Annotated in this window: 20 protein-coding genes; 8 read left to right on the top strand and 12 right to left on the bottom strand. The window is 59.3% G+C overall.

Going from position 1 to position 23,897, the window contains the following annotated elements; all coding sequences use genetic code 11:
• The first annotated feature begins 389 nt into the window (after window positions 1–389).
• From ACIQU2_RS05795 to ACIQU2_RS05780, 4 genes are read left to right on the top strand one after another with little or no spacing between them, the layout of a single operon-like run.
• The gene (locus tag ACIQU2_RS05795; RefSeq protein WP_403139343.1) at window positions 390–1,055 is read left to right on the top strand and encodes an amino acid ABC transporter permease; all 666 of its coding nucleotides are present in this window, start codon (window positions 390–392) and stop codon (window positions 1,053–1,055) included.
• Window positions 1,036–1,695, top strand: coding sequence for an amino acid ABC transporter permease (locus tag ACIQU2_RS05790; RefSeq protein ID WP_008040219.1), 660 nt, complete (start codon window positions 1,036–1,038; stop codon window positions 1,693–1,695). Before ACIQU2_RS05795 ends, ACIQU2_RS05790 begins: the two co-directional genes overlap by 20 nt.
• Window positions 1,692–2,474 carry an amino acid ABC transporter ATP-binding protein gene (locus ACIQU2_RS05785; protein WP_403139342.1) on the top strand — a complete coding sequence of 261 codons (783 nt, stop codon included), beginning with the start codon at window positions 1,692–1,694 and terminating at the stop codon, window positions 2,472–2,474. The genes ACIQU2_RS05790 and ACIQU2_RS05785 overlap by 4 nt, the downstream gene beginning before the upstream one ends.
• Entirely contained in the window at window positions 2,471–3,337 is an 867-nt protein-coding gene (locus tag ACIQU2_RS05780) for a transporter substrate-binding domain-containing protein (protein ID WP_403139340.1), read from the top strand. Before ACIQU2_RS05785 ends, ACIQU2_RS05780 begins: the two co-directional genes overlap by 4 nt.
• A gap of 134 nt (window positions 3,338–3,471) precedes the next feature.
• Here the strand turns inward: ACIQU2_RS05780 and ACIQU2_RS05775 are convergent, their stop codons facing one another.
• Window positions 3,472–4,632: an AAA family ATPase gene (locus tag ACIQU2_RS05775; protein WP_403139338.1), complete on the bottom strand. Its 1,161-nt coding sequence runs from the start codon at window positions 4,630–4,632 to the stop codon at window positions 3,472–3,474.
• Between the two features lie 305 nt (window positions 4,633–4,937).
• Here ACIQU2_RS05775 and ACIQU2_RS05770 point away from each other — a divergent pair, with 305 nt between their 5' ends.
• The 4 genes from ACIQU2_RS05770 (at window position 4,938) to ACIQU2_RS05755 (ending at window position 12,514) form a co-directional block, all read left to right on the top strand.
• Entirely contained in the window at window positions 4,938–6,041 is a 1,104-nt protein-coding gene (locus tag ACIQU2_RS05770) for an efflux RND transporter periplasmic adaptor subunit (RefSeq protein WP_403139337.1), read from the top strand.
• The gene (locus ACIQU2_RS05765) at window positions 6,038–7,105 is read left to right on the top strand and encodes an efflux RND transporter periplasmic adaptor subunit (protein WP_403139336.1); all 1,068 of its coding nucleotides are present in this window, start codon (window positions 6,038–6,040) and stop codon (window positions 7,103–7,105) included. Before ACIQU2_RS05770 ends, ACIQU2_RS05765 begins: the two co-directional genes overlap by 4 nt.
• Window positions 7,102–10,155: an efflux RND transporter permease subunit gene (locus ACIQU2_RS05760; protein WP_403139334.1), complete on the top strand. Its 3,054-nt coding sequence runs from the start codon at window positions 7,102–7,104 to the stop codon at window positions 10,153–10,155. Before ACIQU2_RS05765 ends, ACIQU2_RS05760 begins: the two co-directional genes overlap by 4 nt.
• Before the next feature lie 100 nt (window positions 10,156–10,255).
• Window positions 10,256–12,514, top strand: coding sequence for a glycoside hydrolase (locus tag ACIQU2_RS05755; protein WP_403139333.1), 2,259 nt, complete (start codon window positions 10,256–10,258; stop codon window positions 12,512–12,514).
• Between the two features lie 40 nt (window positions 12,515–12,554).
• Here ACIQU2_RS05755 and ACIQU2_RS05750 read toward each other — a convergent pair whose 3' ends face one another.
• From ACIQU2_RS05750 to tcyJ, 11 genes are all read right to left on the bottom strand, one after another.
• Window positions 12,555–13,184: a class I SAM-dependent methyltransferase gene (locus ACIQU2_RS05750; RefSeq protein WP_403139331.1), complete on the bottom strand. Its 630-nt coding sequence runs from the start codon at window positions 13,182–13,184 to the stop codon at window positions 12,555–12,557.
• A 182-nt stretch (window positions 13,185–13,366) separates the two neighbouring features.
• Window positions 13,367–14,011: a methionine ABC transporter permease gene (locus tag ACIQU2_RS05745; RefSeq protein ID WP_347805314.1), complete on the bottom strand. Its 645-nt coding sequence runs from the start codon at window positions 14,009–14,011 to the stop codon at window positions 13,367–13,369.
• A complete protein-coding gene (locus ACIQU2_RS05740; RefSeq protein ID WP_403139329.1) occupies window positions 14,001–15,134 on the bottom strand; it encodes a methionine ABC transporter ATP-binding protein in 1,134 nt (377 codons plus the stop codon). Before ACIQU2_RS05740 ends, ACIQU2_RS05745 begins: the two co-directional genes overlap by 11 nt.
• Before the next feature lie 2 nt (window positions 15,135–15,136).
• Entirely contained in the window at window positions 15,137–15,946 is an 810-nt protein-coding gene (locus ACIQU2_RS05735; RefSeq protein WP_140680419.1) for a MetQ/NlpA family ABC transporter substrate-binding protein, read from the bottom strand.
• Between the two features lie 128 nt (window positions 15,947–16,074).
• A complete protein-coding gene (locus tag ACIQU2_RS05730) occupies window positions 16,075–17,427 on the bottom strand; it encodes an LLM class flavin-dependent oxidoreductase (protein ID WP_403139327.1) in 1,353 nt (450 codons plus the stop codon).
• Window positions 17,428–18,633, bottom strand: coding sequence for an SfnB family sulfur acquisition oxidoreductase (locus tag ACIQU2_RS05725; protein WP_403139324.1), 1,206 nt, complete (start codon window positions 18,631–18,633; stop codon window positions 17,428–17,430).
• 23 nt (window positions 18,634–18,656) lie between these two features.
• Window positions 18,657–19,898, bottom strand: a complete 1,242-nt coding sequence (locus ACIQU2_RS05720; protein ID WP_403139323.1) for an SfnB family sulfur acquisition oxidoreductase — start codon at window positions 19,896–19,898, stop codon at window positions 18,657–18,659.
• A 333-nt stretch (window positions 19,899–20,231) separates the two neighbouring features.
• Window positions 20,232–20,996: a hypothetical protein gene (locus ACIQU2_RS05715; RefSeq protein WP_403139321.1), complete on the bottom strand. Its 765-nt coding sequence runs from the start codon at window positions 20,994–20,996 to the stop codon at window positions 20,232–20,234.
• Window positions 20,997–21,498: 502 nt separating this feature from the next.
• Complete coding sequence (tcyN, locus tag ACIQU2_RS05710) at window positions 21,499–22,254, bottom strand: L-cystine ABC transporter ATP-binding protein TcyN (protein ID WP_095127632.1); 756 nt, start codon at window positions 22,252–22,254, stop codon at window positions 21,499–21,501.
• 4 nt (window positions 22,255–22,258) lie between these two features.
• Window positions 22,259–22,924, bottom strand: coding sequence for a cystine ABC transporter permease (tcyL, locus tag ACIQU2_RS05705; protein WP_008148276.1), 666 nt, complete (start codon window positions 22,922–22,924; stop codon window positions 22,259–22,261).
• Window positions 22,924–23,724 (bottom strand): cystine ABC transporter substrate-binding protein, encoded by an 801-nt coding sequence (tcyJ, locus tag ACIQU2_RS05700; RefSeq protein ID WP_129439443.1) that lies wholly within the window; start codon window positions 23,722–23,724, stop codon window positions 22,924–22,926. The genes tcyL and tcyJ overlap by 1 nt, the downstream gene beginning before the upstream one ends.
• Between the last annotated feature and the right edge of the window lie 173 nt (window positions 23,725–23,897).

Genomic DNA, 23,897 nt, shown 5'->3' with positions numbered 1-23,897 from the left:
TTGCTTTAAGGTTTCAGGCCACCCGCGCTTTCAACGCCCTGCGCAACGCCATCAACAACTTCACGATGTCCTGCGGATCCAGCCGCTGTGGCACTTTTACGTCAGCCATTTTCTCTTCCTTGTGATGGTTCGGCCGGGGAGTCTGGCCAAAAGCTGTGCATCCTTGGAGGGGTATTCTGAAAAAAAGATCCTTCCTACAGCGCAAAGAAAAATAGTCGTCTTCCGCTGCCGCAGCAAATTCGGAGGATAGTTTTTTGCGTGATATCAATATGCTTTAACGGTATTTAAATTCTTCTTTTTATACCTTTAAAGTCGGTGCCTGCCGGGTGATTATCCATCGCCCATGGACTGCACCACCGTCGCTTACCCTGCGACGTCCAGGATGTTCAATGAACTTCGATTACGCATTTATCCTCAGCACCCTGCCGGCGTTTCTTAAAGCCGTGGGCGTGACGCTGCAGGTCGGCTTTATCGCCATTGGTACGTCGTTGCTGGTGGCGCTGATCAACGCGACGATTCTGGTGTTCCGCACGCCTTACTTGCAGCGCCTGGTCGGGCTGTATGTGGAACTGGCGCGCAACACCCCGCTGTTGATTCAACTGTTCTTCGTCTACTTCGCCTTGCCGGCGCTGGGCATCAAGGTCTCGGGCTTTGCGGCGGCGATCATCACCATGACCTTCCTCGGCGGCGCCTACCTCACCGAAGTGCTGCGTGCCGGCGTCGACGCGGTGCCTGCGGCGCAGCTTGAGTCCGGCCGCTCCATCGGCCTGTCCCACGGACAATTGCTGCGCTACGTGATCCTGCCGCAAGCCGGCATCCTCAGCCTGCCGTCGCTGTTCGCCAATTTCATTTTCCTGCTCAAGGAAACCACCGTGGTCTCGGCGGTGGCGGTGCCGGAGATTCTCTACACCACCAAAAGCTACATCGCGCTCTACTACAAAACCTACGAAATGCTCGCCGTGCTGACGTTGATCTGTGTGCTGCTGTTTTTGCCGCTGTCGCTGCTGCTCAGCCGTCTGGAAAGGAGGCTCCAGCATGGCCAGTTCGGGTCTTGAGTTGCTCTGGGTGTCATTGCCGCAATTGGGCAAGGGCGCTGCGCAAACCTTGTCGATCTCTTTCCTGAGCATCGTCATCAGCACCGTTGGCGGCGTGCTCTATGGCGTGCTGCGCACGCTGAACTCGAAATGGCTGAACGCAATCCTGCGCGTTTATCTGGAATTGTTCCGCGCAATTCCGGTGCTGGTCTGGCTGTATTTGCTGTTCTTTGGTCTGCCGATTTTCTTCGGTCTGAGCATTCCGAGTTTCTGGTGCGCAGTGCTGGTGTTGTCGTTGTGGGGCGCCAGCGAAGTCGGCGAAGTGGTGCGCGGTGCGTTGCATTCGTTGCCTCGCGGTCAGCGTGAAGCGGGGTTGTCGATCGGCTTGAACGGCCCGCAACTCTACGGCTACGTGCTGTTGCCCCAGGCGCTGAAACGCATGACGCCACCGACCATCAACGTCTACACGCGGATCATCAAGACCAGCTCCCTGGCGGTGCTGATCGGTGTGGTTGACGTGATCAAGGTCGGTCAGCAGATCATCGAACGCACCTACGAATCAGTGCTGATCTACGGCGCACTGTTCCTGTTTTTCTTTTTCATCTGCTACCCGCTCTCGGCCGCCTCGCGCGTGCTGGAGCGGCGCTGGACGCAAGCATGAGCGCATTGATCGAGTTCAAGGGTTTCAACAAGTTTTTCGGCGAACAACAGGTGCTCAGCGGCATCGACCTGCAAGTGAAATCAGGCGAAGTGATCGTCATCCTCGGCCCCAGCGGCTGCGGTAAAAGCACCTTGCTGCGTTGCCTCAACGGTCTTGAAGTCGCCCACAGCGGCAGCTTGAATTTTGCCGGGCGCGAGTTGCTGGACAAGGGCACCGACTGGCGCGAAGTACGGCAGAAGATCGGCATGGTGTTCCAGAGTTACCACCTGTTCCCGCACATGAGCGTGCTCGACAACCTGCTGCTCGGCCCGGTCAAAGTGCAGAAACGCGACCGTCGCGAAGCCCGTGCCCAGGCTGAAGCGTTACTTGAGCGAGTGGGCCTTTCGGACAAGCGCGACGCCTTCCCGCGTCAGCTCTCCGGCGGCCAGCAACAACGCATCGCCATCGTCCGTTCGCTGTGCATGAACCCGAACGTCATGCTCTTTGACGAGGTCACCGCCGCCCTCGACCCGGAAATGGTCAAGGAAGTACTGGAAGTCATCCAGGGCCTGGCCCGCGAAGGCATGACCCTGTTGATCGTCACCCACGAAATGGCGTTTGCCCGCGCCGTGGCTGACCGAATTGTGTTCATGGATGCCGGACGAATCCTTGAGCAAAACCCTCCCGAGATTTTCTTTACGAACCCGCAAACCGCACGAGCGCAGCAGTTCCTGGAGAAGTTCTCCTACGTCGCCGCACTACCCAAAACGACTCAAACAAAGGAACTGGAACTGCTATGAAAACTGCCAAGTCTTCTCTGCTGCTACTCCCGCTGCTCGGCCTCGCGTTGCTGGCCGGTTGCAACAAAACCGAAGAGCCCGCCAAACCGGCGGCCACCAGTGTCAGCTATCTGGAAAAAATCAAAGCACGGGACAAGCTGATCGTCGGTGTCTTCACCGATAAGCCGCCGTTTGGTTTCGTCGATGAAGCCGGGCGTTACGTGGGTTTCGATACCGACATCGGCCGCCAGTTTGCCAAGGATTTGCTGGGCGACGAGAACAAGGTCGAGTTCGTCGCGGTAGAACCGGCGAGCCGTATTCCGTTCCTGCAAAGCGACAAGGTTGATCTGATCCTGGCCAACATGACGGTGACGCCGGAGCGCAAGGAAGCGGTGGAATTCACCAACCCGAACCTCAAAGTTGCCGTGCAGGCGCTGGTGCCGCAGGCCAGTTCGGTGAAAAACCTTGATGACCTGGCGACCCGCACCACCATCGTCACCACCGGCACTACAGCCGATATCTGGCTGACCAAGAACCATCCGGACTGGAAACTGCTGAAGTTCGAGAAAAACTCCGAATCTCTGCAAGCGCTGGCCAATGGGCGCGGCGATGCGTATGCGCAGGACAATCTGGTGCTGTTCAGCTGGGCGAAACAGAACCCTGGCTACCGCGTGCTGACCCAGACGTTGGGCGCTGAAGCACCGATTGCGCCGGCGGTGAAGAAGGGCAATATCGAGCTGCGTGATTGGGTGAATGTCGAGTTGGCGAAGCTGGGTGAAGAGAAGTTTTTGCTCAAGCTGTATGACCAATATGTGCGTAAAGAGCTGAGCGATGACACCAAGCCTGAGAGCGTGATTGTCGAGGGTGGGAAGTGGCAGGGGTGATTCTCTAACCTTTGCAGCGATCTTCCGGTCCTCATCGCGAGCAAGCTCGCTCCCATAATTGACCGTATTTCCCTGAACGAACTCGGTTAAAGGTGGGAGCGAGCTTGCTCGCGATTGGTTCTGTCAGGCGCCGATCAATCCGGCCAATACCACGCCGGCTCATCCAGCATCCGCTGCCCGACAATCCCGGTCTGGCCCAGGTTCTTCTCCAGCACAATGCAATTGCACTCCGGATCCTCCTGCAACGCCGAAATCAACCGCCGTGCATGAGAAACCACCCACACCTGACACTGCTCCGACGCCTGGATAATCAACCGCGCCAACGCCGGCAACAGGTCCGGGTGCAGACTGGTTTCCGGCTCGTTCAACACCATCAGCGTCGGCGGCCGAGGCGTCAGCAGCGCTGCGACCAGCAGCAAATAGCGCAACGTCCCGTCCGACAGCTCGGCCGCCGACAAGGGCCGCAACAATCCTTCCTGGTAAAACTCGATCGCAAACCGACCACCCTGAAGTGGCGCGATATTCAATCGCGCGCCAGGGAAGGCGTCGCTGACGGCGGCCTGCAAGGCCTCGGGGTCGCCGATTTCGCGGATCGTCTGCAACGCGGCCGCCAGATCCCGACCGTCGTGATGCAGCACCGGCGTGCGGGTGCCCAATTGCGGTTGGCGCACCGGCGCGTCGGCGTCGCTGCGAAAGTGATCATAGAACCGCCAGCGGCGGATGAATTCACGCAGCTGCAGGACTTCCGGCGAGGTGCGAAAGCTGCCGACCTGATCGAACAGGCTGTCGAAATTCGGCGTGTGTTGGGCCAGCACCTCCCAGCCGCGATCGGCCCGGGCTCGGATCATCGGGCCGTTTCGATCCACCAGCAGACTGGCCGGGCGGTAGAACGGGCCGGACCAGATGCATTCCTTCTTGATTTCCGGGTCCAGAGAAAACTCGGAAAGGCTCGGCTCCGGCAGACCCAGCGCGATCGAGTAGCTGAAATCTTCCCCGGCAAACCCCAGGCGCAGGCGTTTGGCGCCGTGCCGTAAGCTCGCCTCGATCGGGACTTCGCCGTTACGCATCCGTCGGGTGATGTTTTCCGGCCCGGCCCAGAAGGTCGAATCCAGCCCACCCTCGCGGGCCAACGCATTGACCACGCCGCCCTGAGCGGTTTCCGCCAGCAGGCGCAACGCGCGGTAGAGGTTGGATTTACCACTGCCGTTGGGGCCGGTGATCAGGTTCAACCGGCCCAACGGAATCACCAATTTATTGATCGAGCGGTAATTGGCGACCGCGAGGGTTTTGAGCATGGGAAGCTTCCTGCTGCATGGCTCGCCAGTTTGCCTTATTGTCGGAAACACTGTGCCCCTGTAGCAGCTGGCGAAGCCTGCGTTCGGCTGCGCAGCAGTCGTAAAATCAGAACTAACGGTGCATCAGGCAGACCGTGCAAACCGGATTTACGACTGCTGCGCAGCCGAACGCAGGCTTCGCCAGCTGCTACAAGGGTCGCGGCGTGATCGCTTTATTTCAAACCGTGAGGCGCCCCCTTGGAACCCTGTTCTAAGCTCACAGTCGTATCGCCATTGGCACGTTCGTACAACGCAAAGGAGTCTGCATGGTGGGTCCCGGATTGAAAACAGTGGTTGGCCTGAGCCTCCTTGTCCTGCTGAGCGCCTGTGGCGATAAAAAACCGGTCGAAAAGGACCGTCCGCGGGTATTCGTGCAAGAGGTAAAACCTGCGGATTACGCGGCGACGGTGACCCTGACCGGTGATGTTCAGGCGCGGGTCCAGACCGACCTGTCATTCCGCGTTGCCGGTAAGATCATCCAGCGTACAGTCGATGTCGGTGACCGGGTATCGGCCAAACAAGTGCTGGCCAAGCTCGATCCCAAGGACCTGCAAACCAACGTCGACTCGGCTCAGGCGCAGGTTGTTGCCGAACAGGCCCGAGTCAAACAGACCGCCGCCGCATTCGTTCGCCAGCAAAAACTCCTGCCCAAGGGCTATACCAGCCAAAGCGAGTACGATTCCGCCCAAGCCGCCTTGCGCAGCAGCCAAAGCGCCCTGACGGCTGCTCAGGCGCAACTGGCCAACGCCCGTGAGCAACTGAGCTACACCGCGTTGGTCGCCGACGCGCCGGGGGTGATTACCGCGCGTCAGGCCGAGGTTGGCCAGGTAGTGCAGGCCACCGTGCCGATTTTCAGCCTGGCCCGGGACGGCGAGCGCGACGCAGTGTTCAACGTCTACGAATCGCTGCTGACAGAGCCACCAGAGGGTAAAACGGTGGTCGTCAACCTGCTCGACAACCCCGCGATCAAAACCACCGGCACCGTTCGGGAAATCACCCCGGCCGTCTCCGCGCAGACCGGCACGGTGCAGGTCAAAGTCACTCTCAACGGACTACCGGAAGGCATGCAGCTCGGTTCGGTGGTGAGTGCTACGGCCAAGACGCCAGGCAAGTCGGCGGTCGAACTGCCTTGGTCGGCACTGACGAAAAATCTCAGCGACCCGGCCGTGTGGCTGGTGGACGATGAGGGCAAGGCACAGCTGCACACCGTCACTGTCGGCCGCTACTTGACGGGCAAAGTGATCATCAGCGCCGGCCTGAAGGGTGGCGAAAAAGTCGTCATCGCCGGCGGCCAGTTGCTGCACCCCGGCGTGAAGGTGGAGATCGCCGAAAACACCTATAAGGATTTAGCCGCGGGAGTCCAGCCATGAAGCGTCTGTTGCTGGTTTTCGCCGGTGTGATCCTGGTGGCCTGCTCGAAAAAAGAACCGCCACCGGAACCGATACGCCCGGTGCTGTCCATCAAGGTCCAGTCCCTGGACGAAGAAAACCTGGGCCGTTTCGCCGGCAGCATCCAGGCCCGTTATGAAAGCAATGTCGGCTTTCGGGTACCGGGACGCATTGCCAGCCGTAACGTCGATGTCGGTGCCGAAGTTGATAAAGGTGCGTTGCTCGCCACGCTCGACCCCACCGATCAGCAGAACCAGTTGCGCTCCGCTCAGGGTGATCTGGCCAGCGTCCAGGCGCAACTCATCAACGCCCGAGCCAGCGCCCGGCGTCAGCAAGAGTTGTTCGATCGCGGTGTGGGCGCCCAGGCGCAACTCGACGTCGCACAGACCGACCTCAAAACCACCCAGGCCTCCCTCGATCAAGCGAAGGCTGCGGTCGATCAGGCCAAGGACCAGCTCAACTACGTCGAACTGCGCGCCGATCACAAGGCCATCGTTACCGCGTGGAACGCCGAAGCCGGGCAAGTCGTCAGCGCCGGCCAGCAAGTGGTGACCCTGGCGCAGCCGGACATCAAGGAAGCCGTAATCGATCTGCCGGATACTTTGGTCGACCAGTTGCCGGAAGACGTGGTGTTCCAGGTTGCTGTCCAACTCGACCCGAGCATCACCACCACAGCCATCGTTCGCGAAATCGAACCTCAGGCGCAAAGTGCGACCCGCACCCGTCGCGCCCGCCTGACACTGACCGACACGCCACCGGGGTTTCGCCTGGGCACGGCGATCAGCGTGACCCTCAGCTCCGCGATCAAACCGCGTATCGAACTGCCCCTGACCGCGCTCCAGGAGGTCGATGGCAAACCGCGGATCTGGGTCATCGACCCGCAGACCCAAACCGTTTCCCCGCGAGACGTCAGCCTGGTCAGCCGCACTGACTCAACGATGGTCCTGGCCAACGGCGTGAAGTCCGGCGAGCGAGTGGTCAGTGCTGGCGTGAATAGCCTGAAACCGGGGCAGAAAGTAAAAATCGATGAGGACAGCCCGCAATGAAAGGGAGTTTCAACTTATCCGAATGGGCCCTCAAGCATCAGTCGTTTGTCTGGTATTTGATGTTCGTCGGGCTGCTGATGGGCGTGTTCTCGTACCTGAACCTGGGCCGCGAGGAAGACCCGTCGTTCACCATCAAAACCATGGTGATCCAGACCCGTTGGCCGGGCGCGACCCAGGAAGAAACCCTCAAGCAGGTCACTGACCGGATCGAGAAAAAACTCGAAGAGCTCGACTCTCTCGACTATGTGAAAAGCTACACCCGCCCCGGCGAGTCGACGGTCTTCGTTAACTTGCGTGATACCACCAGCGCCAAGGACATTCCGGGAATCTGGTACCAGGTGCGCAAGAAGATCAACGACATTCGCGGCGACTTCCCCCAAGGCCTGCAAGGGCCGGGATTCAACGATGAGTTCGGTGATGTGTTTGGTTCGGTGTACGCCTTTACCGCCGACGGTTTGTCGATGCGCCAATTGCGCGATTACGTCGAGCAGGTCCGCGCCGAGATTCGCGAAGTGCCGGGGCTGGGCAAGGTCGAGATGGTCGGTGAGCAGGACGAAGTCCTCTACCTGAACTTCTCCACTCGCAAACTGGCGGCGCTGGGCATCGATCAGCGTCAGGTGGTGCAGAGCCTGCAATCGCAAAACGCGGTGACACCGGCCGGGGTGATCGAGGCCGGTCCCGAGCGGATTTCCGTGCGCACGACGGGGCAGTTTGCCTCGGAGAAAGACCTGGAAAACGTCAACCTGCGGCTCAACGATCGTTTCTACCGCTTGGCCGACGTCGCCGAAATCAGCCGTGGCTATGTCGACCCGTCGACACCGGAGTTCCGCTTTAACGGCCATCCTGCTATCGGTCTCGCCATTGCGATGAAGAAGGGCGGCAACATTCAGGAGTTCGGCAAGGCGCTGCACCAGCGCATGAATGACCTGACCGCCGACCTGCCGGTGGGCGTCGGCGTGCACAACGTTTCCGATCAGGCCGAAGTGGTGGAAAAAGCCGTCGGTGGCTTCACCAGCGCATTGTTCGAAGCGGTGGTGATCGTGCTGATCGTCAGCTTCATCAGCCTCGGCGTGCGCGCCGGGTTGGTGGTGGCCTGCTCGATTCCGCTGGTGCTGGCGATGGTCTTCGTCTTCATGGAATACAGCGGCATCACCATGCAGCGGATTTCCCTCGGCGCATTGATCATCGCCCTCGGCCTGCTGGTGGATGACGCGATGATCACCGTCGAGATGATGGTCACGCGCCTGGAAATGGGCGAGACCAAGGAGCAGGCCGCTACGTTCGCCTACACCTCGACGGCGTTCCCGATGTTGACCGGTACGTTGGTGACGGTGGCCGGTTTCGTGCCCATCGGCCTGAACGCCAGCTCGGCCGGCGAGTACACCTTCACGCTGTTCGCGGTGATCGCGGTGGCCATGATCGTGTCGTGGATTGTCGCGGTGCTGTTCGCCCCGGTGATCGGCGTGCACATCCTCAGCGCCAACGTGAAACCTCACGACGCAGAACCGGGACGCATCGGTCGGGCGTTCAATTACGGCTTGCTCTGGGCCATGCGTAATCGCTGGTGGGCGATCGGCATCACTGTTGCACTGTTTGTGGCATCGGTGTTTTCCATGCAGTTCGTGCAGAACCAGTTTTTCCCGTCCTCGGACCGCCCGGAAATTCTCGTCGACCTGAACCTGCCGCAAAATGCCTCGATCGCCGAAACCCGCAAGGCTGTGGACAAGCTCGAGGCGACGCTCAAGGGCGACCCGGACATCGTGCGCTGGAGCACTTACATCGGCGAAGGGGCGATCCGTTTCTACCTGCCCCTCGACCAGCAATTGCAGAACCCGTACTACGCGCAACTGGTGATCGTCAGCAAAGGGCTGGAATCGCGTAACGCGCTTAGCCAACGCTTGCGCGAGCGCCTGCGCAAGGATTTTGTCGGTATCGGCAGCTACGTCCAGGCGCTGGAAATGGGCCCGCCGGTAGGGCGGCCGATTCAGTACCGGGTCAGTGGCAAGGACATCGATCAGGTGCGCAAACACGCCATCGCCCTGGCCACCGAACTGGATAAAAACACCCACATTGGCGAAATCATTTACGACTGGAACGAACCGGGCAAAGTCCTGCGCATCGACATCGCTCAGGACAAGGCGCGGCAATTGGGACTTTCGTCGGAGGACGTGGCCAACCTGATGAACAGCATCGTGGTGGGTGCGCCGGTGACACAGGTCGATGACGATATCTACCTGATCAACGTGGTGGGGCGTGCCGAAGATGCCGAACGCGGCACCCCGGAAACCCTGCAGAATTTGCAGATCGTCACGCCGGGCGGCACGTCGATTCCGCTGCTGGCTTTCGCTTCCGTGCGTTATGAACTTGAGCAACCGCTGGTCTGGCGCCGCGACCGCAAACCGACCATCACCATCAAGGCGGCGGTGCGCGACGAAATTCAGCCGACCGACCTGGTGAAACAACTCCAACCCGACATCGATAAATTCGCCGCCAGTTTGCCGGTGGGCTACAAGGTCGCCACAGGCGGCACCGTCGAGGAAAGCGGCAAGGCCCAGGGGCCAATTGCCAAGGTTGTGCCGTTGATGCTGTTTTTGATGGCGACCTTCCTGATGATCCAATTGCACAGCGTGCAGAAGCTGTTCCTGGTGGCCAGCGTCGCGCCACTCGGGCTGATCGGCGTGGTGCTGGCGCTGATCCCGACGGGCACGCCGATGGGCTTTGTGGCGATTCTGGGGATTTTGGCGCTGATCGGCATCATCATCCGCAACTCGGTGATTCTGGTGACGCAGATCGACGCCTTGGAGAAGGACGGTCATGCACCGTGGGATGCCGTGGTGCAAGCCACGGAGCATCGTCGCCGGCCGATTCTGCTGACGGCAGCGGCGGCGAGCCTGGGGATGATTCCGATCGCCCGGGAAGTGTTCTGGGGGCCGATGGCTTACGCGATGATTGGCGGGATTATTATTGCGACGTTGCTGACGTTGCTGTTTTTGCCGGCGCTTTATGTGGCTTGGTACAAGATTCGCGAACCGAAAACAGAGGTGCAGTAATTGATGCGTTGATCGTTCCCGAGTGACGTTTGGGAACGGTCCTACTTACATGGCCGGTGCGTTGCTGTACGGTCCCTTTCCAAATGGAGGAGGGACTTCGATGTCACCGATGACCTATTGTCTGCGCTATGTGCTGTTGCTCGGCGCTCTGTTGTGTTCACCCCCGACGCTGGCCGACAGTGTGCTGGAAAATTCGCTGTGGCGCGTCGAACTCGATCCCGCCACGCTGGCGATCCGCGTCATCCCCGCACAAAATTCGCCAGTGCAAGCCTCGTCGGGCGTTACCGGGTATAAGGTCAGCAACCTCAAGCAAAGCGCCAATCGCATGGACTGGCAGTGGGATGACGGCGCCTGGACGCTGAGTGCCGCCCTCGATCAGCGTGACCTGTCCCTGTCCATCACGGCCCGTGATCCCGGTGAGCTGAGCTTTCTAAAACAGCCCGGCAGTTCTATGGGCAAAGGACTGATCTGGCCGCTGGCCGAGGGGCGTTACGTGCCTGCCGGTGATCCGCTGTGGCAAACCTTTCTGCTCGATCAGGGGGCGTTCAATACCACCCAAGACCTGAGTTTGCCGCTGTGGGGCGTTGATCACGGTGGCTTCACGCTGAACTGGCTGATGACCAACCCTTACAACAATCGCCTGATCTTCAGCGCCGAAAACAACAACACCCTTGCTCTGACTGTCCATCATCAGTTCACCTCCCTTGAGCCCAATGCACCGCTGACTTTCAAGCTGTCGTTGGGTGATGCCGATCTGTTGGCGGGTGCCAAGCGCTATCGGAAATGGTTGGTCGACAGCGGGCAATACGAAACCTTGAGCGACAAACTGCTGAAGACTCCCGAAGCCAAAAAGCTCCTGGGAGCCAGTCATGTTTATCTGTGGGGTAACGACCTGCTCGGACCGGACGATATTCGAAGCTGGCCAGCTTTGCTGAAAGGGTTGCGCGGTAACGGTGTACTGGCCAGCGAGTTACGGACCAGTTTTGACGCTGAAAGCTCGCAGTTACTGGCCCGGGCTGAGCCGCCGCTTGATCGTTACCAGCAAGTCACGTTGCTACGCAGCCTCAATGCTGCGCTCAACAAGAAGGCACGCAGCGGCTGGCAGTCAGTCGTCGAACCGGACATGCAAAAACTGGCTGACGGCTACGGCTTATTACGTGCAGAGCTGGCAGTGGCGTTCTCCGATGCTGTGACGGCAATACCGGAACACTGGGGCAATACCTTGTCACCAACGACTATCGAACAACTGAAAGCTGCGGGCTTGTCGCGATTATGGCTAGGCCTTGGCGAGGGTTGGGAAGGTGGTCTCTGGCACCCTGAAACGGTGCGTCAAGGCGTTGCCGCAGGCTACCTGGTGGCGCCTTATGATTCCTATGAAACGGCCCTGACCATCACTGAAAACCCGGACTGGACCACCGCGCATCTGGGCTCCAGAGCCAATCAGGGATGTGCGATCGTGTTGGAAACCGGGACGTTCAAAAGCGGGTTTCAGCAATCGGGGCATTACACCGATCCGCGTTGTGTTCGGCCATTGCTTGAGGCGCGCATCAGGGCTGTACAGAGCAAGGCCGGGTTCAATAGCTGGTTTCTGGACGCCTACGCCACCGGCATGCTGTTCGACAGCTACCGTGTGGGAGCGACCATGACTCAGGTGCAAAATGCCGAGGGCAACATCGACGCCTCGCGCTGGGTCAACGAGACGTTGAAGCTACCGACCGGCTCCGAGGATGGCAACGCCACCACGGCCCAAGGTGTACTGTTTGCCCATGGGATGCAGACACCGGTGATCGGCTGGGGGGATTCGGATATGAGCAAGAATCCGAAGTCGCCCTATTACCTGGGCCGCTGGTTTCCTGATGAACAGCCGCAGGTTTTCTTCAAAACCGTGCCACTCAAGGAACCCTACCGCACGGTTCACTTTGCTCCGCAAACGCGCTTGCCGCTTTATCAGGCGGTGTTCCATGGCTCGGTGATCACCACCCATCATTGGCTGTTCGACAGCCTTAAGTTGAGCAATGTGCGCGCCGAGAATGAGCTGACTCAATTGCTCTACAACGTGCCGCCGCTGTATCACCTGAGTGCGGCGACGCTGAAGCAGCGGTTACCGGTGATTGCTCGTCAGGATGTTTTCTTCCGCCCGCTGCATGAGCGTCTGGCGACTCAGGCGATGACAGATTTCCGTTGGCTGACTGAGGATCGTCAGGTACAGCAGACAACGTTCGCCGACGGCACCAGACTGGTGGCGAATTTTGATTTACGCGAACGTGAGGTTGATGGGCGACAGCTGGCCGATCGAAGCATCACCGCGTTTGACGCGAATGGGGGAGTGGCAACCTATCAAGTCGCTGTGCAACGTTAGAAAACCTTCGCGAGCTTGCTCGCGATTGCGTCCTGACAGGCTACGCCGGCTTACGCCAAACACTCGCCAACCAAGGCTGCTGCTCGCGCGGCAGTCCCGCCGGCCGGTAGTAATGCTCCAGCTCCACAAACCCTGCCGCCGTCAGCAATTGCTGCCACGTCTCAAGATCGTGGTACGCCCCATAACGCGGCCCATTCCACCCCTCCTGATTCTCGCCACGCGGATTGGAACTGAACAACACCCCGCCCGGCTTCAAAGCTCCGTGCAACTCCTTCAATACCCGAGGCAATTCCTGACGCGGAATATGAAACAACACCGCATTGGCGAAGATCCCGTCAAAGCGCTCAGCCGGCAAATCCAGCTTCAGAAAATCCTGCTGCCAGACCTCACAACCACTGTCTTCGCGCGCCATCTGCGCAAACTTCTCCGAGCCATCAAGCCCGACAGCGGAGTGGCCCATGCGTGTGAAAGCTTGCAAATCACGCCCCGGCCCACAGCCAAAGTCGAGAATGTCGAACGGCGACTCTCCCTGAATATGCCGCAGCAGCGCAGCAATGTTCTGGCTGACATCGTGATCGCGAGTCCCTTCGCGGAAACTTTCAGCCACCGAGTTGTAATGGCCCAGGGTGGTGGAGGTGATCTGCTCGAGGTCGGTGGGGGTCTGTTTCATGGTCGGCTGCGCAGGCAATGTGAGTTCGCCGAATATACGCCATGAGGCAGAAGGCTGCTGTGCAGCCATCGCGAGCAAGCTCGCTCCCACACTGGACCGCGCCGAACACCCATTTTGTGTTCACCGAAGATTAAATGTGGGAGCGAGCTTGCTCGCGATAGCGGTATCTCTGACGACCAGACTCAACGCTTGTTCAACCCCCGAGCCAAGCGATCTCCACCCAATTGGATAATCGCCACCAACACCACCAGCAACACAATCACCGTCAACATGATCTGGCTATCAAACCGCTGGTACCCATACCGATAAGCGATGTCGCCCAACCCGCCGGCACCAATCGCCCCGGCCATGGCCGACGAGTTGATCATCGTCACCAACGTAATGGTGAAACCGCCGACAATCCCCGGCAGCGACTCGGGCAACAACACATGCCAAACGATATGCCAGCGCCGGCAACCCATCGCCTGCGCCGCTTCGATCAACCCGTGATCAACCTCACGCAAACTGACTTCGGCAATGCGCGCAAAGAACGGTGTAGCGGCGATGGTCAGCGGCACCACTGCCGCCCAAACGCCGTACGTGGTGCCGACGATCAACCGCGTAAACGGAATCAGCGCCACCATCAAAATCAGAAACGGAATCGAGCGGAACAGGTTCACGAACGCGCCCAACGCACGGTTCAGCGCCGGAGCCTCGTAAATCCCGCCCTTGGAACTGGTGACCAGAATCACCGCCAGCGGAATGCCCGCCAGCAGTGCGATCAATGACGACACGCCGACCATCAGGAAGGTGTCGATGAAGCCTTGCAGCAAGCGATCAAACCACATAACCCAGCACCTCCACCTGTTGAGCCCAGTTGCCGGCGCGTTGACGCAATTCCTCTGCGCCAAGGGACGAGCCGGTCACTGCTAACAGCAATTGCCCGAGGGCATGGCCCTGAATCCGTTCCACGCCACCTTGCAGCAAACGCACGCGACCACCGAGGGCACTGAACAACGCCGCCAAGTCAGGCTCGTCGCTAGCGCTGCCAGTGAACTGCAAACGCAGCACAACAGCGGCGTCCGAGGACTGTGGATGTGCCTGCAAGCGGCTTTGCAGTTCTTCCGGCAAACCGTGTTGCAACGGCGCCAGCAAGGTTTTGCTGACCTCGTGCTGGGGGTTGCCGAAGACTTCCCAGACCGGCCCTTGTTCGACGATTCTCCCGTGTTCCAGCACGACGACCCGATCACAGATATCGCGAATCACCGCCATCTCGTGGGTGATCAGCACGATGGTCAGGCCCAGGCGCTGATTGATCTCGCGCAGCAGGCCGAGGATTGATTGCGTGGTTTCCGGGTCCAGCGCTGAAGTGGCTTCGTCGCACAGCAGAATCGCCGGGTCATGCACCAAGGCGCGGGCGATGCCGACGCGCTGTTTCTGCCCGCCGGAAAGCTGCGCCGGGTAGGCCTTGTGTTTCTCTTGCAGGCCTACCAGTTCCAGCAATTCGCGGACTTTCTGCTCGCGTTTTTCCTTCGGCACACCGGCGACTTTCAATGGCAATTCGACGTTCTGCCAAACCGTCTTGGCCGACATCAGGTTGAAGTGCTGGAAGATCATGCCGATGCGCCGGCGCAGCGCCACCAGGCGGTCTTCATCGAACTCGCCGATGTCGACCTGATCGATCAGTACGCGCCCCGTGCTCGGTTGTTCCAGACGGTTGATCGTGCGGATCAGCGACGACTTGCCGGCGCCGCTGCGACCGATGATGCCGAACACCTCACCGCGCTGGATCGCCAGGTCGATGCCGTGCAGTGCCGCCACTGGACCTTGCTGTCCGTTGTAGGTTTTGCCCAGGCCGATGAAGCGCACATGAGCGTGGTTCAGGTCTGGGTGCAGTTCGGTTTGTATAGCATGCTCTAGGGTATGGCGAGGCTCTGAAGTTTCCAGTCGCAGTTGGGTGGCTGCCGTCATCCTCAGCTTTCCCAGCCAGCTTGGTAGAGCTTGCCGTGGGCTTTATCCAGCGCTGCACGAACGGCCGGCGAATGCTGGTAGATGTCGACGAATTTGATCAGGCGCGGGTCGGTTTTGCTTTTCGGCTGGATCACGAACTGGATCACGTATTCCTTGTGATCGAGGCCGTCGAACAGCAGGGCGGAGCCGGCATCGAAGGTCTTCGACAGGCGGATGTAAGCCGGGTAACCCTGAACCAAATCGGCGTCGTCATAAGCGCGCACCAGTTGCACGGCTTCGACCTGAAGGATTTTGATCTTCTTCGGGTTGGCGATGATGTCTTCTTCGGTAGCCTTGTAACCGACACCCGGTTTGAGCGTGATCAGTCCGGCCTTGGCCAACAGCTGCAAGCCACGACCGCTGTTGATCGGGTCATTGGCGATCGCCACGCTGGCGCCTTCCGGTAGCTCGTCGAAGCTTTTGTATTTCTTCGAGTAGAGGCCGACGTTGTTGATGATCCCCGGTGCGAATGGCACGAGGTCAAAACCGGCGGCGGCCTTGGCGTTTTCCAGGAACGGGACGTGCTGGAAGTAGTTCACGTCGATGTCCCCGGCAGCGAGGCTGACGTTGGGCGCGATCCAGTCGCTGAACTCCACCAGGTCGACTTGCAGGCCTTGTTTCTTGGCTTCTTCGACGGCGGCTTCCAGGGGAATGGCGAAAGCGGCGGTGGTGCCGACTTTCAGCGGCGCGTCGGCGGCGAAGGTGATGGAGCTGAAAAGGCCGAGGGCCAGGGCCAGTGCTTTGACTGGGTGGTTGAATAGTTTTTTGGTCATGATGGTTATTCCAGTCAGTGCATAAATTTTGGGTGTTTGGGAGGGCCTCATCGCGGGCAAGCCCGCTCCCACAGTGGATTTTTGGTGTTCACACAATCCCTGTGGGAGCGGGCTTGCCCGCGATGCTTTTAGCGTCGGTAGGTCGAGCCGGTATGTTGCTCAGGCAAATGCGCCTCGCCGTGAAACAGTTTTTCCCGCAGGCTGCCAGGGTCGTAAGCGGTCTTGTACGACCCACGCCGTTGCAACTCCGGGATCACCAAATCGATGAAATCCACATAGCTTTCCGGCGTGACAATCCGAGTCAGGTTGAAGCCATCCAGCCCGGTCTCGGCGATCCACGATTCCAGCTCATCGGCCACTTGCTCAGGCGAGCCCACCACGGTGATGTAGCGACCACCAAGCGCGTGTTGCTCGAGTAATTTGCGGCGGGTCCAGTCGTTGTTTTGCAGGTTCTTGGTGGCGGACTGGATCGCGTTACTCTTCACGTACTGGATCGGTTCGTCGATGGCGTATTCGGAGAAATCGATCCCGGTGGAGGCCGAGAAATGCGCCACGCCGGCCTCGGCGCTGGCGTAGCTCAAGTACTCGGCGTGCTTGGCCCAGGCCAGCTCTTCGGTGGCGCCGACAATCACGTTCAGCCCCATGAACACCTTGATGTCCTCGGGGTTGCGCCCGGCCTCGACGGCACTGGCGCGCACCTTGTCCACTTGAATTTTGGTCGACGGTTTGTTCTGGCCACTGATGAACACGCACTCGGCATGTCGCCCGGCGAACAGCAAACCGCGATCCGAACTGCCGGCCTGGAACAGCACCGGCGTGCGCTGCGGCGAGGGTTCGCAGAGGTGATAACCCTCGACCTGATAGAACTCGCCCTTGTGCTCGACCTTGTGCACTTTCTCGGGCTGCGCGTAGATCCGCTGCTGCGGATCGTTAAGCACCGCGCCGTTTTCCCAGCTGCCTTCCCAGAGTTTGTAGAGCACTTGCAGGTATTCATCGGCCTGGTCGTAACGACGGTCGTGTTCGACCTGTTCGCTCAGCCCCATGGCCTTGGCGGCGCTGTCGAGGTAGCCGGTGACGATGTTCCAGCCGACCCGACCACGGCTCAGGTGATCGAGCGTGGACATGCGTCGGGCGAACAGATACGGCGGTTCGTAAGTCAGGTTGGCGGTGAGGCCGAAGCCAAGGTTTTTTGTCACTGCGGCCATGGCCGAAACCAGCAGCAGCGGGTCATTGACCGGCAGCTGGATCGACTCTTTGAGCGGTACGTCCACCGAGTTTTGGTAGACGTCGTAAACCCCGACGATGTCAGCGATGAACAGGCCATCGAACAGTCCACGCTCCAGTAATTGCGCCAGTTCGGTCCAGTATTCGATCGTTTTGTACTGAGTGGAGTTATCCCGTGGATGCGTCCACAGACCATGGTTGATGTGCCCGATGCAGTTCATGTTGAACGCGTTGAGCAAAATCTTTTTCTTGGCCATTTAGATGGTCCCCCGCAGTGGCGGGTTTTCATCGTTGAGGTAGTAGTTGCCGACGGCGTGATACTTCCAGCGCACCGGGTCGTGCAGCGTGTGCACCCGTGCGTTGCGCCAATGACGGTCCAGACCGTGTTCGCTCAGGGTTGCTTGACTGCCCGCCAGTTCGAACAATGTGCTGCCGGCGGCAAGTGAGATCTCGGTGCTGATGGCGCGGGCTTCGGCGACGGCAATCGACGCGGCGGCGACGGTCCCGGCGTTGGTGTCGGCCTGAGCCTTGTCGAGGAATTCGCCGGAGCGTTCCAGCAAGGCTTCGGCGGCGTGCAGACGAATGCTCAAGTGGCCGAAACTCTTGATGGTCAGCGGGTCTTCAGTGGCTTTGTCGTTGCCGGAATCGATCCACGGCCGGGTCTTGGTGCGCACGAAATGCAGGGCATCTTCATAGGCGGCGCGGGCGATACCGGTGTCGATGGCGGCGTGAAGAATCTGCGCCAGCGGGCCGACGGTGGTCGGGCGCTCGAACGCGCTCTGAAACGGGATCACGTCTTCGGCGGCGACGTAGACATCTTCAAACACCACCGAACCGCTGCCGGTGGTGCGCTGGCCGAAGCCGCTCCAGTCGTCGATTACCGTCAGACCCTTGGCATTACGAGGGACGAAAGCGAGTTGCTGAACGCCGTTTTCATCCACGACCGACGTCGGAATGCGCTGGGCATAAATAGCGCCCGTGGCGTAAAACTTGCGGCCGTTGATGCGACAGCCGTCACGTTCTCCATGCAGATCAGGGGTCAGGCTGGTGACGCGGTCATGGGCGGTTTTGGTGCCCAGTTCCGCGAGGGCATTGCCGAAGCGCTGGCCGGCCAGCACATCTGCGTACAGGCGTTTTTTCTGCTCTTCGCTGCCATTCACCCGCAACACTTCGAGCGCGTAGAAATGGTTCTGCGGGATCTGACCGAGGGAACCGTCAGCCTGGGCGATCAGCGCGATCACCTTGGCCAGGGTGACGTTGGAAACGCCAGCGCCGCCGTATTCTTTTGGCACGCTGATGCCCCACAGCCCCGAGCGGGAAAACACTTCCAGTTCCGGGTGTGGCAAACGGCGTTCGCGGTCGCGCAGGGCGCTGTCGCGTTTGAAATCTTCGGCCAAGTCACTGGCGACGATCAGGGCTTGCTCATCGCTGGTTATGACCGCGACGTGGTGAGAAAGAGTCATGTGTTTCTCCAGAGATCTGGTCGTTAAATCCAGGAGTGGCGAGCCGGCAGAGTGCCGTTCAAGTGGTAAGTGCCCACTGCGTGATATTTCCAGCGCACCGGGTCGTGCAGCGTGTGCACGCGGGCGTTGCGCCAATGGCGATCAAGGTTGAATTCGGCGAGGGTGGCGCGGCTGCCGGCCAGTTCAAAAAGCTTTTCGCTGGCCAGCAGCGAGATCTCGGTGGTCAGCACTTTGGCTTCGGCCACGGCAATCGAGGCGCGGGCGGCGGACTCGGCGGTGAGCGGCGCGGCGTTGACCTGATCGAGCACTTGCCCGGCCTTGCGCAGCAGCGCTTCGGCGGCGTGCAGTTCGATTTTCAGTTTGCCGATGTCGGCGATCACATAAAGGTCGTCGCTGGCCCGTTCGACCTTGGCGTCGATCCACGGCCGTGCACGGGTTTTCACGAACGCGATGGCGTCGTCGATGGCGCCCCGGGCGATGCCGGCGTCAATGGCCGCTTGAATCAGCTGCGACACGGCACCCTGAATGTTCGGGTTGTCATTGATCTTCCAGTTATCCACCACCAGCTCGGCGTCGACTTGCACGTTGTTGAGCAAAATGGTGCCGCTGGCGGTGGTGCGTTGGCCGAACCCCGACCAGTCATCAACGATGCGCAGGCCAGGAGTGCCGCGGCGGACGAAGGCCAGAACCTGCTTGCCATCGTCGTTCAGCGCCTTGACGGCGACCCAGTGGGCGAACAGGGCGCCGGTGGAATAGAACTTCTGCCCGTTAAGGACGAAGCCGTCGCCGCTGGCGGTGATTCGCGCCTTGAGTTCGAGGGTGTTTTTGGTGCCGCGCTCAGGTCCCGCGTTACCGATTCGCCAGCCGTCGAGCACGCTTTTGAACAGCTGTTTTTTCTGCGATTCAGTGGCGCTGCCGAGCACCAGGTTGAGAATGCCGAACTGGTTCTGCGGGATCTGTCCCAGTGCCGGGTCGGCCGCGGAAATGATCGCGAAGACTTCGGCCAAAGTGACGAACGAAACCTGCGGGCCACCGTATTCACGCGGAATGGAAATGCTGCCCAGGCCGCTGCGGGTGAACTGTTCGATTTCCGACCACGGCAGCTTGCGCTGCTGGTCGCGTTTGGCTGCTTGCAGACGGGCGACTTGCGCCAGCTCATGGGCGGCCTTGATGGCTTGTGCGTCGTTACGCAAGACCTGCGCGGGCAACAACAACGGGGCGATGTCCAGATCACTCTGGACGATTGCATCTGCCAGACTGGACATCAGTGCCGCTCCTTGGCTGCACGCAATGCCCTGGCGATCTGCACTGGGGTGATTGTGTTCCGGACCATACCTACCTCACATCTCATGGAAACGTCGCGATGGTTGCGACGAACGAAAACAAGAATGTCCGGTGGTCCGGTGCATATACCCTAAGCGTGTATAAAAAATTAATAAACTAACTTTTAGGAATATGCATAGAAGGGGCTTCAATAGGCTGAGCGCGGACCCTGTGGGAGCGAGCTTGCTCGCGAAAGCGGTGTGTCAGGCAACATTGATGTTGACTGACACGGCCTCATCGCGAGCAAGCTCGCTCCCACAGGGTGGGCGGTGTTTTCACTTCTTGCGAGGTTCGGCGGCCATGAGCATTTCCTTCGGCCGGGCCTTCAAATAGGGATTGGCGCAACCGATCTTCAGCCGGCGCGGTGGTGCCCAGCGGGAGTTGTTACCCACCCGGTCGAGGATGCAGTAAGTCACTTCCAGCCGCAGGTCTTCGCCGGCTTCGAGAATGATCGCCGGCGGCACCCAGACCTGGATCGGCTGGCCGACATCGCCGGCCTTGAGTCGTGGCAGATCCATGCGCACATCGCCCCAGCGCAGAGTGATTTCGTCGTCGGCAGCCATGTTCAGGTAAGGCTCGATGGTCAACGGAACGCCGCGCTTGATCTGGTTCGGATTGACTCCCTGACGGCGAATGGTCTCGGGGATATTCACGGGCTCCAGACTCTGGTTTTCGTCGCCGCACAGTGCAGACGGTTGGCCGCCGGGGCAGTCGAGTTTGATCTGCACCCGTCTGGCGGCTGAAAGGGTTGGCCCTTGCCCGATCTGCATGATCCGGTAGTGAACGCGCGAGGTGCCATTGGCGATGAAGCTCTCGGGCACACGCAGTTGGACCGGTTGGCCGACATCATCGGCCGTCAGCACTCTGGAGGCCACGTAGCAGTTATCCCAGAACAGTTCGATCAGGTCGCCTTCGTCCATGCCGGAGTAGGGCGCCACATCGATCAGCAGGTGCGCCGCCGAGGTGATGTTGATGCAGGTCTTGTGAGATTGCGCCAGGGTCGGGGCGGCAAGTTCGGGTTTGTTCGAAGTGCTTGTCATGGGGTTTCTCCTTGAAGCCTTGCAGCGAAAGTCCGTTTCTGAAAGTTCGAAAGGCGTGAATTACCGAGCAACAAAACTGTTCACTGTGTGTGAAATTAAACAGTGAATGAGTGCGAGGTTAAACGCCTGTTGGAGACTAGATAAGAGTGCGCTTGAATAGGTGTCAATAGAGCTGGCTAGTTAAGTATTGGATCTAGTGTTATTCAGAAAAATCCTACGCATTGGAGTTAATAAGCTGCACCGTTCTGTCGAACTTGGCCTTGATTTATGGGTGTTTGGCGCGTGGTTAGCGGTGAGTGTTGGTTCAGTGAGGGCGCTGGGTTTGGCGAATATTAGGCGAGGTTATTCTGTTGCAGGACATATATATGTACCGCACGCAGCTGTAAAAAACTATCTATTGTTCGGGTGGGTGAATAAACGCAGAGAACGTATCGAGAGATTCTATTAGTAGGGGTAGTTGTCACTTCCATCCGTGGAAGTTAACAAGTAGTGAGGCGATATTTCAGTGGTGAGCGTTATTCAGGAACTTGCTGAGAAATTGCTTCGTGCGCTCTTCTTTCGGATTGGCAAACAGGGCCTTGGCTTCGCCTTGTTCGACGATCACACCCTTGTCGAAAAACACCACGCGGTTCGCCACGTCCCGGGCAAAGCCCATTTCGTGGGTGACGATGACCATGGTGCGTCGCTCTTCGGCGAGGCTGCGAATGGTCGCCAGCACTTCACCCACCAGCTCCGGGTCGAGGGCTGAGGTGGGTTCGTCGAACAGAATCACTTCCGGCTCCATCGCCAGCGCGCGGGCAATCGCCACACGCTGTTGCTGACCACCGGACAGGCGTCGCGGGTAAGCGTCTTCCTTGCCCGCCAGGCCGACCCTGGCCATCAGCTTTTTACCCAGGGCAACGGCTTCGGCGTGCGGGATCTTCTTTACGATGATCGGGCCTTCGATAACGTTTTCCAGGGCGGTGCGATGAGGGAACAGGTTGAAGTTCTGGAACACGAAACCCACGTGCTGGCGCAAACGTCGCACCAGGCCTTGCTGCTGGTTCAGCGGACGGCTGCCATCGATCTCGATGTCACCGACCTTGATCCGGCCGCTGGTGGGTTCTTCCAGGAAATTCAGGCAACGCAGGAACGTGGTTTTACCCGAGCCGCTAGGCCCGATGATCGCCACCACCTCGCCTTCCTTCACTTGCAGATCGATGCCGTTGAGCACCACTTGACCCTTGAACTGCTTTGTCAGTTTTTCCACGACAATCATTGGGTCAGGACTCCAGGTCGTGCCGATTGACCCGTGCTTCCAACTGGTTCTGCAGGTGCGAAAGCACCGTGGCCAGAACCCAGTAGATCAGCGCGGCGGCAAGGTACATGGTGAAAATTTCAAAGGTTCGGGCGGTAATCAGCTGCGCCTGACGGAACAGTTCCGGCACCTGAATAGTGGCTGCCAGCGCGGTGTCCTTCACAAGCGAAATGAAGCTGTTGCCCAGCGGTGGCAGAGCCGTGCGCATCGCTTGCGGCAGGATGGCCCGGCGCAGCGTCTGCGCGCGGGTCATGCCGATACTCGCGGCGGCTTCCCACTGACCGCGCTCGATGGAGCTGATCGCGGCGCGGAGGATTTCGCAGGCATAGGCCGCCATGTTCAGCGAGAAGCCGATCAGGGCCGCCGGCAGCGGATCAAGTTCGATGCCCAATTGCGGCAAGCCGTAATAGATCACGAACAGTTGCACCAACAACGGCGTGCCGCGAAAGAACGACACGTAGATGCGGGCGATCCAGCTCACCAGTTTGAAGCGCGACAGGCGCATCAACGCCAGACCAAACCCCATCACCAGGCCGAAGAACATCCCGCCCAGGCTCAGGATAACCGTGTAGTACGCGCCCTTCAGCAGGAAGGGTGCGGAGTCCAGCGCGAGTTGGAAAGCTTCTTCCATTATTTAGTGACGTCAGCGCTGAAGTATTTTTCCGAAAGCTTTTTCAGCGTACCGTCGGCGCGCAGCTTGTCGATGGCCTTGTTCACGGCTGCCAGCAACTCAGGCTCGCCTTTGCGCAGGGCAATACCGGCTTCCTGGCGGGAGAACGCTTCGCCGGCGGCGGTGGTGTCCTTGGCTTTCTTGGCGTATTCCAGCGCGGCGAGACGGTCGATCAGAATGGCGTCGATGCGGCCGACACGCAGATCCTGGAACTTGGTCGGATCATCGTCGTAGGTCTTGATGATGGCTTTTGGCTGATTGTCCTTGAGCCATTGCTCGTAGTTGGTGCCCAGGCCTACACCGACTTTTTTGCCGGCCAGATCGGCGGCAGACTTGATGTTCAGCTCCGCAGCCTTCTTGGTCAGCACCAGCGCCTGAATCCCGGAAACGGTGTAAGGCTCGGAGAAGTCATACTTCTTCTTACGCTCTTCGGAGATGGTCACCTGGTTGATCACCGCGTCCAGACGTTTGGATTCCAGCGCCGCGAGGATGCCGTCCCATTTGGTCGGTTGCAGTTTGACCTTCACGCCCAGCTCTTTGGCCAGGGCTTCGGAAAACTCGACTTCGAAGCCGGCCAGCTTGCCGTCGGCGTCGACGAAACTGAACGGTGGGTAAGTGCCTTCCAGGCCAACGTTGATCACGCCAGCGTCTTTGATTTTTTGCAGTTGCTCACCGGCAACCGCTTGCCCCAACAGGCCGGCGCTCAGCGCCAGGCCCAGCGAACCTACCAGCAGATTTCGTCGTAGTGCGGAAAAATTCATGACAAGCCCCTGTGTTTTCTTATGAAGACGCTTTTAGGAATGTTGGCAAATTCGGGATTTGAACGACTGCAATATCCTGCCCTAAAGCATCGTATGCGTCTCGCTGCAAATTCGCCTGCGGCGTGACTATATGATGGCGCTTTTAGATAGGAAAATAATAAATATAAACTTTG

The sequence above is a fragment of the Pseudomonas sp. NPDC098740 genome, assembly GCF_044760065.1.
Lineage (GTDB): Bacteria > Pseudomonadota > Gammaproteobacteria > Pseudomonadales > Pseudomonadaceae > Aquipseudomonas > Aquipseudomonas rossensis.
This window is presented reverse-complemented; position numbering and strand designations above follow the sequence as displayed.